Origin of the sequence: Spongorhabdus nitratireducens (assembly GCA_947387575.1) — a bacterium.
Lineage (GTDB): Bacteria > Pseudomonadota > Gammaproteobacteria > Pseudomonadales > Endozoicomonadaceae > CANDOC01.
Map to the genome: position 1 here is coordinate 1 of CANDOC010000011.1, position 16,879 is coordinate 16,879.

Annotated in this window: 11 protein-coding genes; 7 read left to right on the forward strand and 4 right to left on the reverse strand. The window is 48.6% G+C overall.

Features of this window, described 5'->3' with window-relative positions; all coding sequences use genetic code 11:
* From ACYZZ0_RS18390 to ACYZZ0_RS18400, 3 genes are all read right to left on the reverse strand, one after another.
* On the reverse strand, nucleotides 1–1,895 hold a 1,895-nt coding region (locus tag ACYZZ0_RS18390; protein WP_461538118.1), incomplete at its 3' end, for a hypothetical protein.
* Between the two features lie 100 nt (nucleotides 1,896–1,995).
* Complete coding sequence (locus ACYZZ0_RS18395; RefSeq protein WP_461538119.1) at nucleotides 1,996–3,375, reverse strand: HlyD family type I secretion periplasmic adaptor subunit; 1,380 nt, start codon at nucleotides 3,373–3,375, stop codon at nucleotides 1,996–1,998.
* Nucleotides 3,368–5,536 carry a type I secretion system permease/ATPase gene (locus ACYZZ0_RS18400; RefSeq protein ID WP_461538120.1) on the reverse strand — a complete coding sequence of 723 codons (2,169 nt, stop codon included), beginning with the start codon at nucleotides 5,534–5,536 and terminating at the stop codon, nucleotides 3,368–3,370. Before ACYZZ0_RS18400 ends, ACYZZ0_RS18395 begins: the two co-directional genes overlap by 8 nt.
* A 443-nt stretch (nucleotides 5,537–5,979) precedes the next feature.
* On the opposite strand from ACYZZ0_RS18400, the gene ACYZZ0_RS18405 reads away from it, so the two are divergent.
* From ACYZZ0_RS18405 to parC, 6 genes are all read left to right on the forward strand, one after another.
* On the forward strand, nucleotides 5,980–6,555 hold the full coding sequence (locus ACYZZ0_RS18405; RefSeq protein WP_461538121.1) for a TRAP transporter small permease subunit: 576 nt from the start codon (nucleotides 5,980–5,982) through the stop codon (nucleotides 6,553–6,555).
* The gene (locus ACYZZ0_RS18410) at nucleotides 6,552–7,931 is read left to right on the forward strand and encodes a TRAP transporter large permease (protein ID WP_461538122.1); all 1,380 of its coding nucleotides are present in this window, start codon (nucleotides 6,552–6,554) and stop codon (nucleotides 7,929–7,931) included. Before ACYZZ0_RS18405 ends, ACYZZ0_RS18410 begins: the two co-directional genes overlap by 4 nt.
* A 73-nt stretch (nucleotides 7,932–8,004) precedes the next feature.
* Complete coding sequence (locus ACYZZ0_RS18415; protein ID WP_461538123.1) at nucleotides 8,005–8,412, forward strand: acyl-CoA thioesterase; 408 nt, start codon at nucleotides 8,005–8,007, stop codon at nucleotides 8,410–8,412.
* A 221-nt stretch (nucleotides 8,413–8,633) separates the two neighbouring features.
* Nucleotides 8,634–9,458, forward strand: coding sequence for a hypothetical protein (locus tag ACYZZ0_RS18420; protein ID WP_461538124.1), 825 nt, complete (start codon nucleotides 8,634–8,636; stop codon nucleotides 9,456–9,458).
* An 89-nt stretch (nucleotides 9,459–9,547) separates the two neighbouring features.
* Nucleotides 9,548–10,048: an avidin/streptavidin family protein gene (locus tag ACYZZ0_RS18425; protein ID WP_461538125.1), complete on the forward strand. Its 501-nt coding sequence runs from the start codon at nucleotides 9,548–9,550 to the stop codon at nucleotides 10,046–10,048.
* A gap of 83 nt (nucleotides 10,049–10,131) precedes the next feature.
* Nucleotides 10,132–12,381: a DNA topoisomerase IV subunit A gene (gene parC, locus ACYZZ0_RS18430; RefSeq protein WP_461538126.1), complete on the forward strand. Its 2,250-nt coding sequence runs from the start codon at nucleotides 10,132–10,134 to the stop codon at nucleotides 12,379–12,381.
* A gap of 81 nt (nucleotides 12,382–12,462) precedes the next feature.
* Here the strand turns inward: parC and ACYZZ0_RS18435 are convergent, their stop codons facing one another.
* Complete coding sequence (locus ACYZZ0_RS18435; RefSeq protein WP_461538127.1) at nucleotides 12,463–14,286, reverse strand: RING finger protein; 1,824 nt, start codon at nucleotides 14,284–14,286, stop codon at nucleotides 12,463–12,465.
* A gap of 171 nt (nucleotides 14,287–14,457) precedes the next feature.
* Here ACYZZ0_RS18435 and ACYZZ0_RS18440 point away from each other — a divergent pair, with 171 nt between their 5' ends.
* The gene (locus ACYZZ0_RS18440) at nucleotides 14,458–16,830 is read left to right on the forward strand and encodes an RING-HC finger protein (RefSeq protein WP_461538128.1); all 2,373 of its coding nucleotides are present in this window, start codon (nucleotides 14,458–14,460) and stop codon (nucleotides 16,828–16,830) included.
* Nucleotides 16,831–16,879: the final 49 nt, after the last annotated feature.

Sequence of the window (16,879 nt, forward strand, 5' to 3'; positions counted from 1 at the left end):
TCGCCGTCTTCATCTGCAGTCGTGTAAGTGGCTGCGACCTGGTTCGCTGCGGCACTGTTCTCGGTGAAGTCATTGGCGGTGACATCGATCTCCGGCGCATCGTTGACGGTGGTGACATTCGGGTCATCACTGTCCTGTCCGGTCAGATTGCCGGCACCGTCATCGGTAACGGTCAGGTTCACCGGTGGCAGATCATTGCCAGCATTGACATAGTCGGCGCCGGCCTGGGTCAGCAGCACCCGGTTGTTGGCGGTATCCAGCTGATACAGCGGATCACCATCCGGGTCAGATGGCACATTACCGCCGGTCCAGCTGACGGTCAGGTTATCGCCGTCTTCATCTGCAGTCGTGTAAGTGGCTGCGACCTGGTTCGCTGCGGCACTGTTCTCGGTGAAGTCATTGGCGGTGACATCGATCTCCGGCGCATCGTTGACGGTGGTGACATTCGGGTCATCACTGTCCTGTCCGGTCAGATTGCCGGCACCGTCATCGGTAACGGTCAGGTTCACCGGTGGCAGGTCATTCCCTGCGTTGACGTGGTCAGCACCTGCCTGTGTCAGCAACACTCTATTGTTAGCAGTGTCCAGCAGATATAACGGATCGCCATCTGGATCAGAAGGAACAGGGCCATTCCAGTTGACGGTCAGATTATCTCCATCCTCATCACCTGTAGCATAAGTTGCCGCTACATCGTTTGCGGCCGCACTGTTCTCAGTAAAGTCATTGGCGGTGACATCAATGGTTGGTGCATCATTTACTGTGGTAACAACAGGATCATCTCTGTCCTGTCCGGTCAGGTTGTCATCACTGACGGTAAGATCAATGGTGTCTAATTGCTGCCCAGCATTAATGGCATCGACACCTGCCTGCGTCAGCTCCACACGACCATTGGCAAGTACATAATGTCCATTGGTATTGGTACCCGGAGTGAAACTTACCGTCAGGTTATCCCCTTCTTCATCACGGGTAACATATGTTCCGGCAACATCACCTGCCTGTGCCCCACTATCTTCAGTGAAGTTATTAGCGGTGACATCAATAGTCGGAGCGTCGTTGACAGTCGTCACAACCGGCGTATCACTATCACTGGCAGATTGGGAAGGATTACCATCATCGGTGACGGTCAGATCGACAGGGTCCAGAGGCTGTCCGGCATTAATCGCATCAACACCGGCCTGGGTGAGTTCTACCCGGCCATTATTAAGAACATAATGACCATTAGTGTTGGTACCGGGAGTGAAAGATACGGTCAGCGCATCCCCGTCAGGATCAGTGGCAACGTAAGTTGCAGCCACATCACCAGCAGCAGCACCACTATCTTCGGTGAAGTTATTGGCAGTAACAGTGATGGCAGGCGCATTGTTGATAACACTTCCGGTGTCATCTCCAATCTGATCTGTAATCTCATCAGTCTGGCCACCAATCCCGGTATCAACGGCACGGGTATCGGGCGTTACCTGTCGAATATCAAAAGGAATGATAACAGGCTCTTCAATGCCTCCACCGGCAGACTGCTGGCCCGCAGTTGGTGCCGGCAGGTTAAGAATGTCTTCAATGGTCAGCTCGCCATCGGCATCCGGCAGTGGCTCGGGTGTTGTTTCATTGGCAGCTAGAACCTCTTCAACCTGCTCAGCTTCAATTTCACCGGCAAATTCAAACCCGTTTTGCTGCAAATAATCTGCAAGACTGAAGTTTTGATTGGAAAAGACTTCGACTGTCTCGCCATTATTAAAATCAATATGAATGGAACTGCTGGCTGCAGTAATAATCGTGTCAGAGGCAAAGATCTTGTCTCCGACTTTTATAATCCGCTCCACGCCGTCAGGACTTCTGGCAATAACCTTACCCGTTACAAAGTGGGGAGATCCTATACTTTGTGTATTGGCCGAGATCATGGGTGAGCTCCTTATCCTTTATTCTTTTCAGTCACCCGATCTGCCCGTACCACGTCGGGTGTTTTTAAATTCTTTTCTTTGTTCCAGCTTCTGCTGACCGCTATCGCTCGGTAAAAGCTAACTGTTTTGCCCTTAAAACAGGCTTGAGCAGATAGGTCAGCAAGGTCTTTTTACCGGTCATGATGTCAACCGTTGCGACCATACCGGGTATCACCGGCTTGTTATTGCCGGTGACGCCTTGCGTTTCTTTGTCCAGGGAATTCTTTCGGGTCTGGATATGGGCCAGATAAAAACTGTCGCCCTTTTCATCCGTAATGGTGTCAGCACTGATATGCGTCAGTTCGCCCTCAAGTCCGCCATATATGGTGAAGTCATATGCGGTAAAACGGACAATGGCTTTCTGTCCCGGATGCAGAAAGCCAATATCTTCGGGGCGAATGCGAGCTTCTACTTTCAGCGTGTCATCGACCGGCACAATTTCCATCATGTTCATGCCCGGCTGCACTACACCACCTTCAGTGTTTACCATAATGGTCTTTACAATTCCATGTACCGGTGAGCGAACCTTCGTTCTGTCTACCCGATCTTCCAGTGCAGACTCCCCTGCAGACAGCTCATTGAGTTTGCCAAGTGTTTCATTCAGCTCCAGCCGTGACTTGTTAATGAATGACAATTTGGTTTCATCAACCCGCTTCAATGTTTCCTGTTGTTGAGCCTGAATCCGGTCGAGTGACTCGCTAGCCATCATCACTTCACCTTCAACATCGCTCACTTGCCGGGCAATTCTTAACAGTTCGACCCGGGAAACAGCACCTTCTGCAGCCAATTTTTTAGCCAGCTGGAATTCCTCACTCAATAACTTGTTGCGTCGCTTTAGCAGGTTGCTCTTGGCCTGCATTTCTTCGTGATCATTTTCCTGCTGTTCCAGCTGCTGCTGCAGTACACCCAGCCGGCTTTTCATCTCTTCCTTATGACTGAAAAACAGCTGTATTTCCCTTGCCGCAAGCTCCGGAGATTCATCCATAACAGTTCGCGGCATTGCCAGTTTTCGGTTTTCAACCTGGGCAGTAAGACGCGCCAGTCGTGCTTCAAGTGCCTGCTGGCTGGCTCGTTTTTCATCCCGACTGGAACTGAACCGGGTATCATCCATAGTGAGCAGTACCTGCCCCTTCTGAACGGTATCCCCTTCTTGCACCTTGATGTCAGAGATAATTCCGCCTTCAAGGTTCTGAATCATCTGGATCCGGCTGGAGGGGATAACTTTCCCCATACCCCGGGTAATTTCATCGATTTCGCAAATGGCAGCCCAGCCTAGAAACAACACCAGCGATAAAGCTGTCACAAACAGCAGCGGGCGACCGCCCCTCGGCAGAGCATCCTGAACAGCAGAACGTGCATCCTGCTGATAGTACTGCCGCAATGTTTCACTTGATGCTGTTTTTGATGTTGATGCTTCAGGGTTCTTCGGATGGTCAGTCATGGACAGCCTCCGCTTGAGTCGGGTTGGCCTGTACCACCCGGCTTTGTCTCTTCACACGCTGGGATGCCAGCATCTCCTGGGCTGCAACCTTGGCTACAACACGCCCTTTTTCCATTACGACAACGGTATCCATGCAATCCAGCAGGGAAATCTTGTGAGTTACCATAATAACCGTCTGCTCTTTCAGACTGGCCAGTGTCTCCCGGAAACAGGCTTCACCCTGGTTATCCATAGCACTGGTTGGTTCATCCAGAATCAGTACCGGCGGATTCAGTAATAATGCCCGGGCAATACCAATTGACTGAATCTGGCCACCAGAGAGGTTACGCCCACCTTCAGCCACCTGATAATCCAGTCCGGCGCCACCCGACTCCAGCAGTTCGCCAAACCCGGACTGTTTAACCGCGCGGATAATATCCTCATCCGAGGCACTACTCCGCCCCAGAGTAATATTGTCGCGAATGCTGCCACGGAACAGGTCAATATGCTGAGGCACATAGCCGACATAGCTACGCAAAATCGCCGGATCAAGCTGGCGAATATCAATACCATCGAGACTGATAGTACCGTCTGACGCTTCCCACAAATCCATCAACAGCTGCAGCAGGGTGCTTTTGCCTGATCCCATACGCCCCAGTACCGCAACCTTCTCACCCGCTTTTACTTCGATGGAAACCTCTTTCAACAACGGCTGAGACTCTGGATAAGCAAACGTCACATTATTGATATTCCAGCTGCCAAATACCTTGCCGGGTTTCAGGAAGCGGCGCTCGACCGGTCTTTCCTGCGGCAAAGACATAATACTGCCGGCATGATCCAGAGCCTGCTTGGCCCGTTCATACTGGTTAATCAGCCCGATTGCCTGAATAACCGGAGCCGTGCAACGCCCGGAGACCATCATCAGGGCAATCAAGCCACCCATGGACAGATCTCCGGCACTGATCATGTATACGCCACCAGCGATCAACAGTATTGTGCCCACCTGCATCATAAACGTGGCTAGCTGGCTGGATACAAACTGCAGCTGTCTGATTTTGAGGCCGACACTTGCCAGAAAGCGATTCATTCGCTCCCAATGGAACTGGCTCTGGCTTTCAGCCTGAGATGTCTTGATCGCTTCAAGCCCCATCAGGGTTTCAACCAGAAACGCCTGGCGTTCGGATGAAACCTGCTGGCTCTGCTCAATGTTCTGCTGCAGTGGACGGTTGATAAACCAGGCCGCTATACCGGCCAGCGTCATACTGGCCAAAGGAACAGCCACCAACGGGCCACCCACCCAAATAACCAGCGCCATAAACAACAGCACAAAAGGCAAGTCCACCAGCGTTAGCACTGTTGCCGATGTAATAAAGCTGCGGATGCTATCGAACTCTGCCAGATTACTCATAAAGCTGCCGGTTGCGGCAGGTCTGGCGGCAAGCTTCAGGCCCAGCACCTTCTCCATCAACCGGGCAGATAATGTCAGGTCAATCTGTTTACCTACCAGATCAACAAAGCGGGCACGTACTGCCTTGACGGCAAATTCGAGGGTATACGCCAGCAATACTCCAATCGCCAGCATCCACAGGGTTTCAAATGCCTGATTAGGCACAACCCTGTCATAGACATTCATAACAAACAGGGGTGAGGCCAGCGCAAACATATTGACCAGCAAGCTTGCCAACAGCACATCCCGGTAGATAGGAACGTAAGGCTTGAAGGCAGACCAGAACCAGCGACTGCGTTTAAGCTCCGTATCTTCTTCCTGAGTACCTTTGTTTAAAAGGCCGGAAGACAAATGAGGGCGGACAGTAATGATAAAACCGGTCAGTACCTGTTCAAGGTCTGACAGGCGGATGGTGTGATATTCACCTTCAGGGTCAGCAATTACGGCTTCATTATTAGAGCGGCTGATCTGAAACAGGACACAGGCCTGATCATTCTGCATCAGCAGTACAGCGGGCAGCGCATCTTCCTTCAGATTGGAAATCCTGTTTTCTGCCAGCTCTGTCTCCAGCCCCGCCCGTTCAGCAGCACGCTGGAATTCCCGCGGCATAAGGCAGCCATCACGTAATGGTAGACCTGCTGTCAGTGAGCCCTGATCAGCCCGACAGTCGAAATAAAGTACTAATTGCTTAAGACATCCAGCCAGAGGGTCTCCGGCATACTCGAACAAGCTCACCTGTAATACCCCTGCACCAATCCCTGTACTTTGTTCAGATTGTTGTATTTCAGAGCCGAATGTTTTCCGGCCAGCTACCGCATTGTTTTATTCATGCAATGACGTCTGCCCAATGCTGCAAGAGAGAAGGCAGCATGGTATCTGTTCTTATAGTTGTGATGCTTCAGGATCAAACTGAAAACATCTACGTAATGTGTATATTTAGTGGCTCACGAGTTTCACACACCGTAATCCGGCTTGTCCAGAGCACACTTAAGTTTTTAAGCCCGCTGACGATTAACGACCGCGAAGCAAACAGCGGATAATCAAGCCCGACTTCAGATAAAAGAAGATCAAAGCCGTTAATTCTTTACCATTACCTGCCTAGTTATCCTTTACTTCCCAATGTGATTTAATAGGCACGCTGGCAACCCGCAATAAGACAGAAAATAAAGGGAGCTTGTATGCCACCAGTCAGAACGCCTGCAGGTGAGGCCCGGATGCCGGAAGCAGCATCCCGGCAGATCATTCAGAAAATCGATGCATTAACAGAGGCCACCGGTCGAATAACATCGTGGTGCAATATCCTGTTGATGATTGTTGTCTGTCTGGTTGTACTTTTACGTTACGGTTTCAATATCGGATCCATAGCACTGCAGGAAGCCGCAACCTGGATTCATGCACTTATATTCATGACAGCAACAGCCTGGACGTTAAAACATAACGGCCATGTTCGGGTTGATATTTTCTATCAGCGATTCACTCAAAAGGGGCAAGCCTGGGTTAATCTGCTTGGCTCGCTGTTCTTACTGATCCCCGTTTGTCTGTTTATTCTATGGATCAGCTTTGATTATGTTGCCCAGTCCTGGGCTGTGCAGGAACGCTCGCAGGATCCTGGCGGACTGGCGGCCATCTATCTGTTGAAATCATTGATTCCTGTTATGGCCTGTACTCTTTTCTTACAGGGACTGGCTGAGTGTCTACGCAATATTCTGGTGCTGACTGATAAAGCTTCTACAAAAGGAGGGCAGCCAGCATGATGGAATATATTCCGCTGTTTATGTTTGCTGTTGTCTGCCTGGTATTACTGGCCGGATACCCTGTCGCATTTTCTCTGGGCGGCACAGCACTGGTATTTGCTATCGGTGGTATTGCCGGTGGTTTATTTGATCCTGCTTTTCTCTCGGCACTTCCCAATCGCCTTTACGGCATTATGACCAACCAGACTTTGCTGGCACTGCCTCTGTTTGTATTGATGGGCGTTATGCTGGAAAAGTCGAGAGTAGCCGAAGACCTGCTGGATAGTATGTCCCGGTTGCTCGGGCGCCTTCCCGGTGGCCTGGGTATTGCAGTAACTCTGGTTGGTATGTTGATGGCTGCCAGTACCGGTATTGTCGGGGCCACGGTCGTGACAATGGGACTACTCTCACTGCCCACCATGTTAAAAAGGAATTACTCTCCGGCATTGGCAACCGGCACAATCTGCGCCACAGGCACTCTGGGTCAGATCATTCCTCCTTCTATAGCGCTGGTATTACTGGGTGACGTCCTCTCCAGTGCTTATCAACAGGCCCAGCTCAGTCAGGGGATCTTTTCACCTAAAACAGTATCTGTCGGGGACCTGTTTGTTGGCGCTTTGATTCCCGGCCTGATTCTGGTTGCACTTTATATTATCTACATCACGGTAACTGTTTTATTGAAGCCGGAGTTGGCTCCTGCTGCATCCAGTGATGAGTCTGTAGATGATGGTATCGAACATCCAAGTCTTTTGACTTCGTTGTTTCCGCCCCTGCTACTGATCTTCACTGTACTGGGTTCCATTCTGGCAGGTATCGCAACGCCAACTGAAGCAGCAGGTGTCGGTGCGCTTGGAGCAACCCTGCTGGCACTCTGGAAAAGAGCTCTGGGTATTTCCCAGCTAAAGGAAATTGTCGAATCGACCACTCGAATCACCTGTATGGTGTTCATGATTCTGATTGGAGCCTCAGTATTTTCGCTGGTGTTCCGTGGTTATGGTGGTGATGAGTTGATACAGCATCTGTTCCAGTCCATGCCTGGCGGAAAGTTCACGGCCGTATTTGTCGTCATGCTGGTGATATTCCTGCTCGGCTTTATTCTCGACTTTATTGAAATCACCTTTGTCGTTGTTCCGATTGTGGGTCCGGTATTGCTGGCCATGGGTATTGATCCGGTCTGGCTCGGAATCATGATTGCCGTCAATTTACAAACATCGTTCCTGACGCCACCATTCGGCTTTGCCCTGTTCTACCTTCGCGGCGTAGCACCGTCGCATATTAAAACAACAGAAATATACAAAGGCGTTGCGCCTTTTATAGCAATTCAACTGATATTGCTGGCCATGCTTGCACTATGGCCGGAGCTGGCAACCTGGTTGCCGGAGCAAATCTATGGGTGATATATATGTTCCAGCGGAACCTGCAGTACCAATGGCCTCTGCACAATAAGAAGAATAAAAGAGGAGTATTCCTATGATGGATCTGCACACCGTTGATAACGAAATATTTCCCCAGCCCCAGGGTGAGCTGGTGATGCAACTGATCGCCCAGCCGCGGGACACCAATCCCGAAGGTGATATCAACGGCGGCTGGGTACTGATGCATATGGATCAGGCTGGAGAAATGCTGGCCCGTAATATTGCCGGTGGCCGGGTTGCAACCGTAGCGGTTGAAGGTATGAGTTTTGTCAGCCCGGTTAAAGTGGGTGATCAGGTCAGCTTTTATGGCGAAGTGGAAAAAACCGGTCAGCGCTCGGTGACTGTTTCCATCGAAGTCTGGAACAAACCTTTTGGTAAAGGCAGCCTGCACAAGGTGACCGATGCCCAGTTTGTTTTTGTTGCCATCGGTGGTTGTGGTCGGACACGAGCATTGACGGCCTGACATTGATGTTTGGAAGGCAGTGTTTGGAAGACTGCTATCTTCTCGATACCTGAAACCAAAAGAGCTTCGCTTACCCGATGTGTTCGAGGCTCTTCTTTCAGTTCAGTTTTGTTGTCTGTTCTTTGACAAGATGAATCAAAACTGTAATTTCAAATTAATCTTAAGCCCTCTATATTGTCGGCTAGTATGGAATTCAAACAGCCAATAATAGTGGAATTGACGTGTTGCGCAGGATCTTACACGTTTCAATATTCAGCCTTTCGCTTATTCTTTCCAGTCAGCTTTTGGCTCATCGCAATCTAGCTGTTGAGTTGGATGGAAAAGCTATTTTCTGGGTTAGGAGCTCCCCAGCAAAATCCGACACTTTGATCCTGGAAAAAGCAAAAGAACCTCCTACATCTCCGTTTACTCCTCAGGTGAATAAGATAGAAATATCTTCCTGCACAGCGTATCAGGACAATCCATCTTTATTACAGATCAATTCCGAAAACAGGTGCGTCTACCTCAAGCATCCAAAAGGGTCATGGCGACTAAAGGAAACTATTGAGTATACACAAAGAGTTATTCAGCAAAGAGACGGGATCACAGACAGGCCAGGAGAACATCTGCTTACCTATCCGTTTTTTTCACTGATGACATCATCTGAAATATTGCGTCATATTTACCTTTTGCTACAACAGTGGCCTGTTATAAACAGCTACTGCGACCCTCGATCATGGACACTTACCTGTATGATTGTTAGCCATTGTCTGCCCTGTCATTTCAGGCTGCAATTGCCAAAAGTTAAAACAAACGGGCACTATTTGATCAATGATCATGTAGCAACAACCTTTAATCAGGGGGGAGTTGCAGGCATCCAGTTATATACCCGTGCCGGTTTTCAAAGTTTAAAAGCAGCCATTGTTTTCACAACTCCAGATTTTGAAACTATCGAAATGGCGCTTGCTGGCGTCTCTGTTCCTGCTGACTTTTTCAGTAATCCTCTAGCGGATCACCATCCTTCTGCAGCTAAAGGCAGTTCTGACTTGAATAAAAAGAAAAAGTAAGGCACATCATACCCAAAAGGCCGTATTCCAAATTGTAAAATCCGGACTACATTTATGAGTCAGTCAGGCTTGATAAATGACAGCAGGGTATGATTAAAAAGAATTCACTTATCGCTAGGTATAGGGTTCAGGCGCTTGTCAGCTTTGTGATGGTATGTGCCTTGTCTTTGCCAGCAACAGCAGATAAAGCTGTTGCTCCTGATTCCCTGAATAAGCCAGCTTCAGTTGCTACCCCCTTCGATCCTCAGCAACTCAAAGGCGTATGGGTCAACCAAAGGGGCTCCACGCTGGATATTGCCAAACTGGAAAATAATGAATTCCGGGGACTCTTTACCACAGCGGTTGCAGCAACCAAAACCTGCATTGGAGCGCCGGTGGAAGTCCACGGTTTTATCAATGGTAATGCCGTATCTTTCAGTCTCAGCATGGAAAGCTGCGGCTCTCCAGTCACAATCAGCCTGGCCGGCTATATCGATGAGCAAAATCAGCTCGATGTCATGTTTTTAGTGCAGTCCAGCGGCAAGGATCAATGGAATTCCCGCGCTATCAACCGTGATGTCTACACCAAAATGAATCCATCAAAACAATAAAGAATAACGCGATGGACTGGCGCACGAACCACAGGCTACTTATCATGGAGGAATTTCCCGTTTGACAAATACACAGGTTTCCAATGACGGAACAGATCGTGCTTGGCGATGACGGAATCGAACGCCAGTCACTTCGCGCCTATACCGAAAACGCCTATCTCAACTATTCCATGTACGTCATCCTGGACCGTGCGCTGCCTCATATCGGGGATGGCCTGAAGCCGGTTCAGCGGCGTATTGTCTACGCCATGAGCGAGTTGGGGCTGAAAAATACAGCCAAATATAAAAAGTCAGCTCGTACTGTGGGTGATGTACTGGGTAAGTTTCACCCCCATGGTGACAGTGCTTGTTATGAAGCCATGGTGCTGATGGCACAACCTTTCTCTTACCGCTATCCGCTGATTGATGGCCAGGGTAACTGGGGCTCGCCGGATGACCCCAAGTCCTTCGCCGCCATGCGTTACACCGAATCCCGGTTGGATGCATATGCCAATGTACTGCTGCAGGAGCTAGGCCAGGGCACAGTAGACTGGGTACCCAACTTTGACGGCACCCTGGATGAGCCGGCAACGCTTCCAGCTCGACTGCCCAACCTGCTGCTGAACGGCACAACCGGTATCGCCGTCGGTATGGCCACCGATATTCCGCCACACAATTTGAAAGAAGTTGCCAGCGCCTGTGTCCATCTGCTGGAAAAGCCGGCTGCCACCATTGAAGATCTGTGTGAGCACATCAAGGGACCGGACTTCCCGACTGAAGCCGAGATCATCAGCTCCCGTGCCGACATCATCAAGATGTACAAACTGGGCCGCGGCTCGGTTCGTATGCGGGCCGTATGGGTGAAGGAAAACGGCGATATTGTTATCAACGCCCTACCTCACCAGGTTTCCGGCGCCAAAATTCTGGAACAGATTGCCGACCAGATGCAGAAGAAAAAACTGCCAATGGTTGCTGATCTGCGTGACGAGTCTGATCATGAAAACCCGACTCGCCTCGTCATTACTCCGGCCAAGAAGAAGTGCGACGCTGAACAGCTGATGAACCACCTGTTCGCTACCACCGATCTTGAACGCACCTACCGCGTCAACATGAATATGATCGGTATTGATGGCCGTCCACAGGTGAAGCCGCTGGATCGTATTCTGACCGAATGGCTGAGTTACCGTACCGATACTGTTCGCCGTCGTTTGCAGTATCGCCTCGATAAAGTCACTGATCGGCTGCATATTCTGGATGGTCTGCTGGCTGCGTTCCTGAATATCGACGAAGTCATCGATATTATCCGCTCTGAGGACAAACCCAAGCAGGTGTTGATGGAACGCTTTAACCTGAGTGAACGTCAGGCTGAAGCGATCCTCGAATTGAAGTTACGCCAGTTGGCCAAACTGGAAGAAATGAAGATCCGCGCTGAGCAGGACGAACTGAGCAAAGAGCGCAAACAGCTTGAGCAGACGCTGGGCTCCGACCGCCGCATGAAGACCCTGATCAAAAAGGAAATCATGAAGGATGCGGAAACCTTTGGTGATGACCGTCGCTCTCCGATTGTTACCCGCAAGGAAGCTCAGGCGCTGTCTGAAACCGAGCTGATGAGCTCTGACCCGGTGACTATCGTACTATCCAAGAAAGGTTGGGTCCGTGCTGCCAAAGGCCATGAGATTGATCCTTCCACCCTGAGCTATAAGGCCGGGGATGCCTACCTGCAGTCAGCTCATGGTCGCAGTAATCAGTCGGCCTATTTCCTCGACTCGTTCGGGAGAAGCTACACCATTGCCTCACATACTCTGCCATCGGCACGTAGTCAGGGCGAACCGTTGACCGGTCGGGTTAACCCTCCGGGCGGCTCTGTGTTCGAGCATGTGCTGGCAGGTGAACAGAAGGATATGCTGTTACTGGCATCCGATGCCGGTTATGGCTTTATCACTTCACTGGAAGATATGAGCAGCAAGAACAAGGCGGGTAAAGCGGTACTGACATTGCCACGCAATGCCCGGGTTCTGACTCCTGTACGCATGACCAATCCGGAAGAGCAGACCGTTGCGGCCATCACCAATGAAGGTCGATTGCTTATTTTCAAAGCTTCCGAGTTGCCGGTCATGGCAAGGGGCAAGGGTAACAAGCTGATCAGCATCAACTCAGCACGCGCTGCAGATCGCATAGAGTTTGTCGTCGCTGTCACTGTTTTGAGCGCAGCAGATACGCTGGTTATTTATGCCGGCCGACGTCATCTGAATCTCAAGCCTGCTGATCTGGAGCATTACACCAGCGAGCGGGGACGGCGTGGTAACAAGCTACCTCGAGGATTCCAGAAAGTAGATCGTATCACAGTGGAGTAATCCCTTCGGTAGTACCATGTGCCCTCGGCAGCAAACTGCCCGAGGGCATTGTATTTATCTGAAATGTGGATATTCATAGCATCATCGGGCTTCCAATATTACCTTCACCCTCCCCCGTTGATCCGCATAGCTTCTGATGCTCGCAAATGTATACCTTTTAGTAATCATATGTTTTTTTACAGGTACATATGACTCCGACGATGGCTCAAACTTGACTGAACCACATGGTTCATATTTTGTTGGGTCTCTCGGGTTAAAAATCAACACATTGACCTGACCTAAAACCTGACAACTCTGAAATGGCCGATAATGGAGAACTCCAAACTGAAACATAATCACAGGTTGGGTTTGCGCTCTGCTATAGTAGTCGCTCTGATGCGCATATTCCTGATGGGTAGAATAACAGGGCGTTAGTGACATACCGTTAACCAACAAAGCTTGGGACTGGTCAGGTTCGCAGCCCTGATAATAACGAATCGGAGAGGTTTCCATATTCAGTACCTGAAGGTCAAAAGCCACTTGCCCAGCACCAGCAGTTTGTAACAACCTTTCCATTCTCGGAATATCTGTATCTATTCGAGCCTGCAGCTTTTTCACTTCAAGCTGAAGCTGTGTTCTTTCTTCTGCGATAGCCTGGCTGTCTGCAGTTTGTTTCAACACCATCTGTTGCAGCTTAAGCATGTGGTCAGCAGCCAAGCCCAGAAGACTACCCAAGTCGTCAACCTTTGATTTCTGCGCTCCTATTAGACATTTAATCTGAAGCCGGGTCAGTTGCAGGTCGGAAGACATAACAATTTTGACAGGATACTGATCGCACTCATCATGATGCTCTTTCATCATTTTGATTAAAGCTTGAGTCTGACAGAACTCGCATGCTTCCAGTTGATATTCACATTCCTTAATGTGAGCTTGCATCTCATCCTGACAACGCCGTTCACACTCAAATTCACAACCTCTTTCCCGGTTAGGGCAAGGTATTGGCAGGCAGGGGCAGTCATCACGCATATGAGACACCATTTGTCCGTGTTCGGAGCGAAGCTCGAATGCATGACAATAAAACTGCTGGCATAACGGGCACTGAATACCTACAGCTCTATCCGCTGCTAACTCTCTCTCAGCCGCTTTATCCTTATTTGCTTCATGTACATTCGTCTTACATTTGGGGCATACTAAATGCTCTACTCCAATTCGACCTGAAGCGCTACTACTTTCACTCGGGTTATAGGTGCTTTGAAATGAAGTCGGGGGGCCATCTTTTTCTACATCATTTTCTGACTGACCATAGCTACCGGGGCCATCCATCTCTACAATTTGTGTATCACGACTATGAATGACTTGTTTTTGATATTGAAGAACACATTGACGACATGCTCTTTCACCACAGCTCATTTGCATGACAGGCGTTCTTAAAACACCCTCACAAAGAGGACAGATCATTCTTTGAAAATCACTAACTTCTTTTTGATTTGCACCTACAACGTGAACACTAAGCTTGGCTGTTCTCTCACCTCCTCCCAGCACAAGAGTTAATACGTAGTCAGATTCAAATTCATAACCTTTTAATTTCTCTGTGCTAGATAACAAAGATCCCGGTTTTTTTTCTTGATCTTCAGTCGTGATGTCAGTACGCGCTTTAGTGAAAGACTGTTGCGATACCATTTTCACTGCCGCCCAGTTATTCTCTGCAAGTTTATTTCTTTTTACCTCGGGTTTTTTTTTCGTTGCAGCATCTTTTTCTACCTCATCAACAGTACTGGCTTCGGAAGAACTCCTGTCTTGCGACGGTGAACCGGGCGTCGTATCCGTTGAGCCTGACTGACCGCCCTTCATTGCCAGAGACAAACCAGGAAGACAAATAAGAACCACTAACAACAAAATTCTATATAAAGGACTTAAAAAAAACATATTAATTATTGCCTTTATTAAAAACTCTTGCGCCTAGAATTTTGGATTGTAAAGCAAAAGCTGTCCATTTATTTAACAGCAATTACAATAAACAGTTTTCATGACAACATTAAATTAATAATCATTGATTATTAATTTAATCCAGACAAAGCATAAGTTGTGTTGCATATAATGAATAAGGCAATCAGAAAAATATTTTTTGTTTTTGTTTTTTCATTTTTGGCACAAGAGGAAGCCAAGCCTAATACTTTGCAATGGATGCCTTATACTGTAACTGACTCTGTTATCTGGAGATTACCCCAGCGAAAGCTGGAGGTTTCTGATATAAGGTCTGTTCTCAACAGCTGCTGTATAGCGCAGGACAAATTCACAGTAGCACTCCAAAAACTATTTTCATGCCAACCAGAATTATCAGAGACCATCGAAGCTGCTTTATTGCCACTTCTTCCAGTCTTAACCAGAACCAATCTGGTTTGCCCGGTAACCTTCAGAAATCGTGATGGACATAACCAACCTGCATTCTGGGTGTTTCAGCCTGATGGAAAAGTCCGGCATTTAACCGAGAAATTCGAAAGTAGCCAGTTCAGAGCGATTACAGGAGGAACAGAACAACTATTTATAGCTGTTTGCTACAACGCCAGACTCCATATTATCAAAATCACCTCCTTTGATATGTTCAGTGCAATCATTACACCTGTATGGCTGGACAGTCTTGAGGAGGCAGCAATCAGATCAGTTTCTCTTGCCCATGCAACAAATTTTACCGGTTACACATTAATCCGCTTGCAGCACCAAACCACGAGCAATCAGCAGTTAAAAACCTGGACTATACGGTCTGAAAGTGAAGATGGGGCTGTTATTGATTTAGATGACTTGGTTGGTGCCGTTTCCAGAGAAGCGGAAAAGCCTGTACCAGTCCCTAGAAGGGATACGTCAATTCCAAAGCATTTTATGACAACTCCAGCCCTTGATGCCTCATGCCAATTAGTGTCTGAAGACACTTATGACAATTTAAGTTTTGAAGCTGTAGCAAGCTCACTCCCCCAGATCTGGAATCAGTCCAGTCCTTTTCGTGTCAGATACAGAATGGAGCAGCTGGCTCCTTCTGCAGCCAGATTCAACCTTACTCCGGCTAATTTCAAAGCACTCGCTGCAGCAGGATTTATGCCTTTAACCACAGAACAAAAACACGATTACACCACCAGAGAAGAAGACGAACCGACAGAAGATACCGTATGCTGTATTCACTGTGACTTGCATGCCGGCTCCTGGGAAGAAGAAGACAATCCGTGGAATGAACATCAGAGACTGAGTGTCGAAGCCGACAGTCCTTGTCCTTACTCATTTATGGGTCAAACAGTTTGCCAGCGCCGGGCGAAACATATTCCTTACTTCTGTATCGCCAGTCCTCCCGATGAAGGAAGGAATACTGGTGGCATGTTGTGGTTTAGCCAGGGCACACCCTTGGTAGAAAGCTCCCTTGCTGAAATACACGTGGTACAAGACCACCGTAGCAGAAAGTATGCCTTTAAAGTGTATACCGGAGGTACTTTCTCTGATCCAGAACGGGCACAACAATCTTTTCTGATGGAGCGGGAAAACTATCTAACCCTTGCCTCATATGCCCATAACTCCAATGGTGATCATTATTCTAACAACTTGTCGTTCATCATCAGTCAGGGCATAACATGCGGGGGGATTCATGACAGCTCGTCCATTATCGTCATGGAAGCGTTAGAACAAACACTACAGCGTTATCTCAGTCATACAACACCTAACTGTACAGACCGACTCAAAGCTATCAGGGCAATGATCAACGGACTTGATTTTGTTCACAGGGCCGGGCTGGCATTGATAGATCTAACACCAGGTAATTTCATGATTACCGAAACAGGAGCGTGGCGATGGATAGACTTTTCTGAAGCCCGACCCTTGAATTCTACGGTTGAGCCGGACAAGTTTCCTCCCGGCTACAAACTCGGATTTGCCCAACGCTTGTTAGATGAGCCAGGCCAGATACTCTCTGCCCGTGATGTTGATATGATCCGGTTGGCTTTTATGGTCGGGTACACCCTTCATGGAGAATTGCATCACTCTACTGCCTGCGAAGGACAGACTCCTTATTATTTTGCCCAACTAGCCGGAGCCTCAGAATACGATACAGGTTGTTTTGTAGAGCCACAGTTTTCTTATTTATCGGAGGGCTCCCATACTACAGTTGTGACTATAAAGGAGGCTTTATCCGGGTGTGCAAACTGCATGCTAAACCCAAAAAGTTTTACCTTATCGAGCTTCAGGCAAATGCTGAAATCAGCGTTGAAAACAGCAGAGCTTTCGGCCGAAGAATTCGACATCACAACACCTGTAAGGGGTATATTGGGCCGGTTTGTCACAGATTTTTGTATCATCTGTTTTGACAGCAAAGTTGAACTGGTAAATCTGGAATGTGGACATACCAACACCTGCATGTCGTGCCTGCAACAGTGGTTAAAACGAAAAAGTCACTGCCCAACCTGCAGGCAAAGGATTACTTTTGCGCCCTGACAGGGAATGAGTGTTCTACCAAGTAGGCTACAGCAGTAAAAGGCGTTCC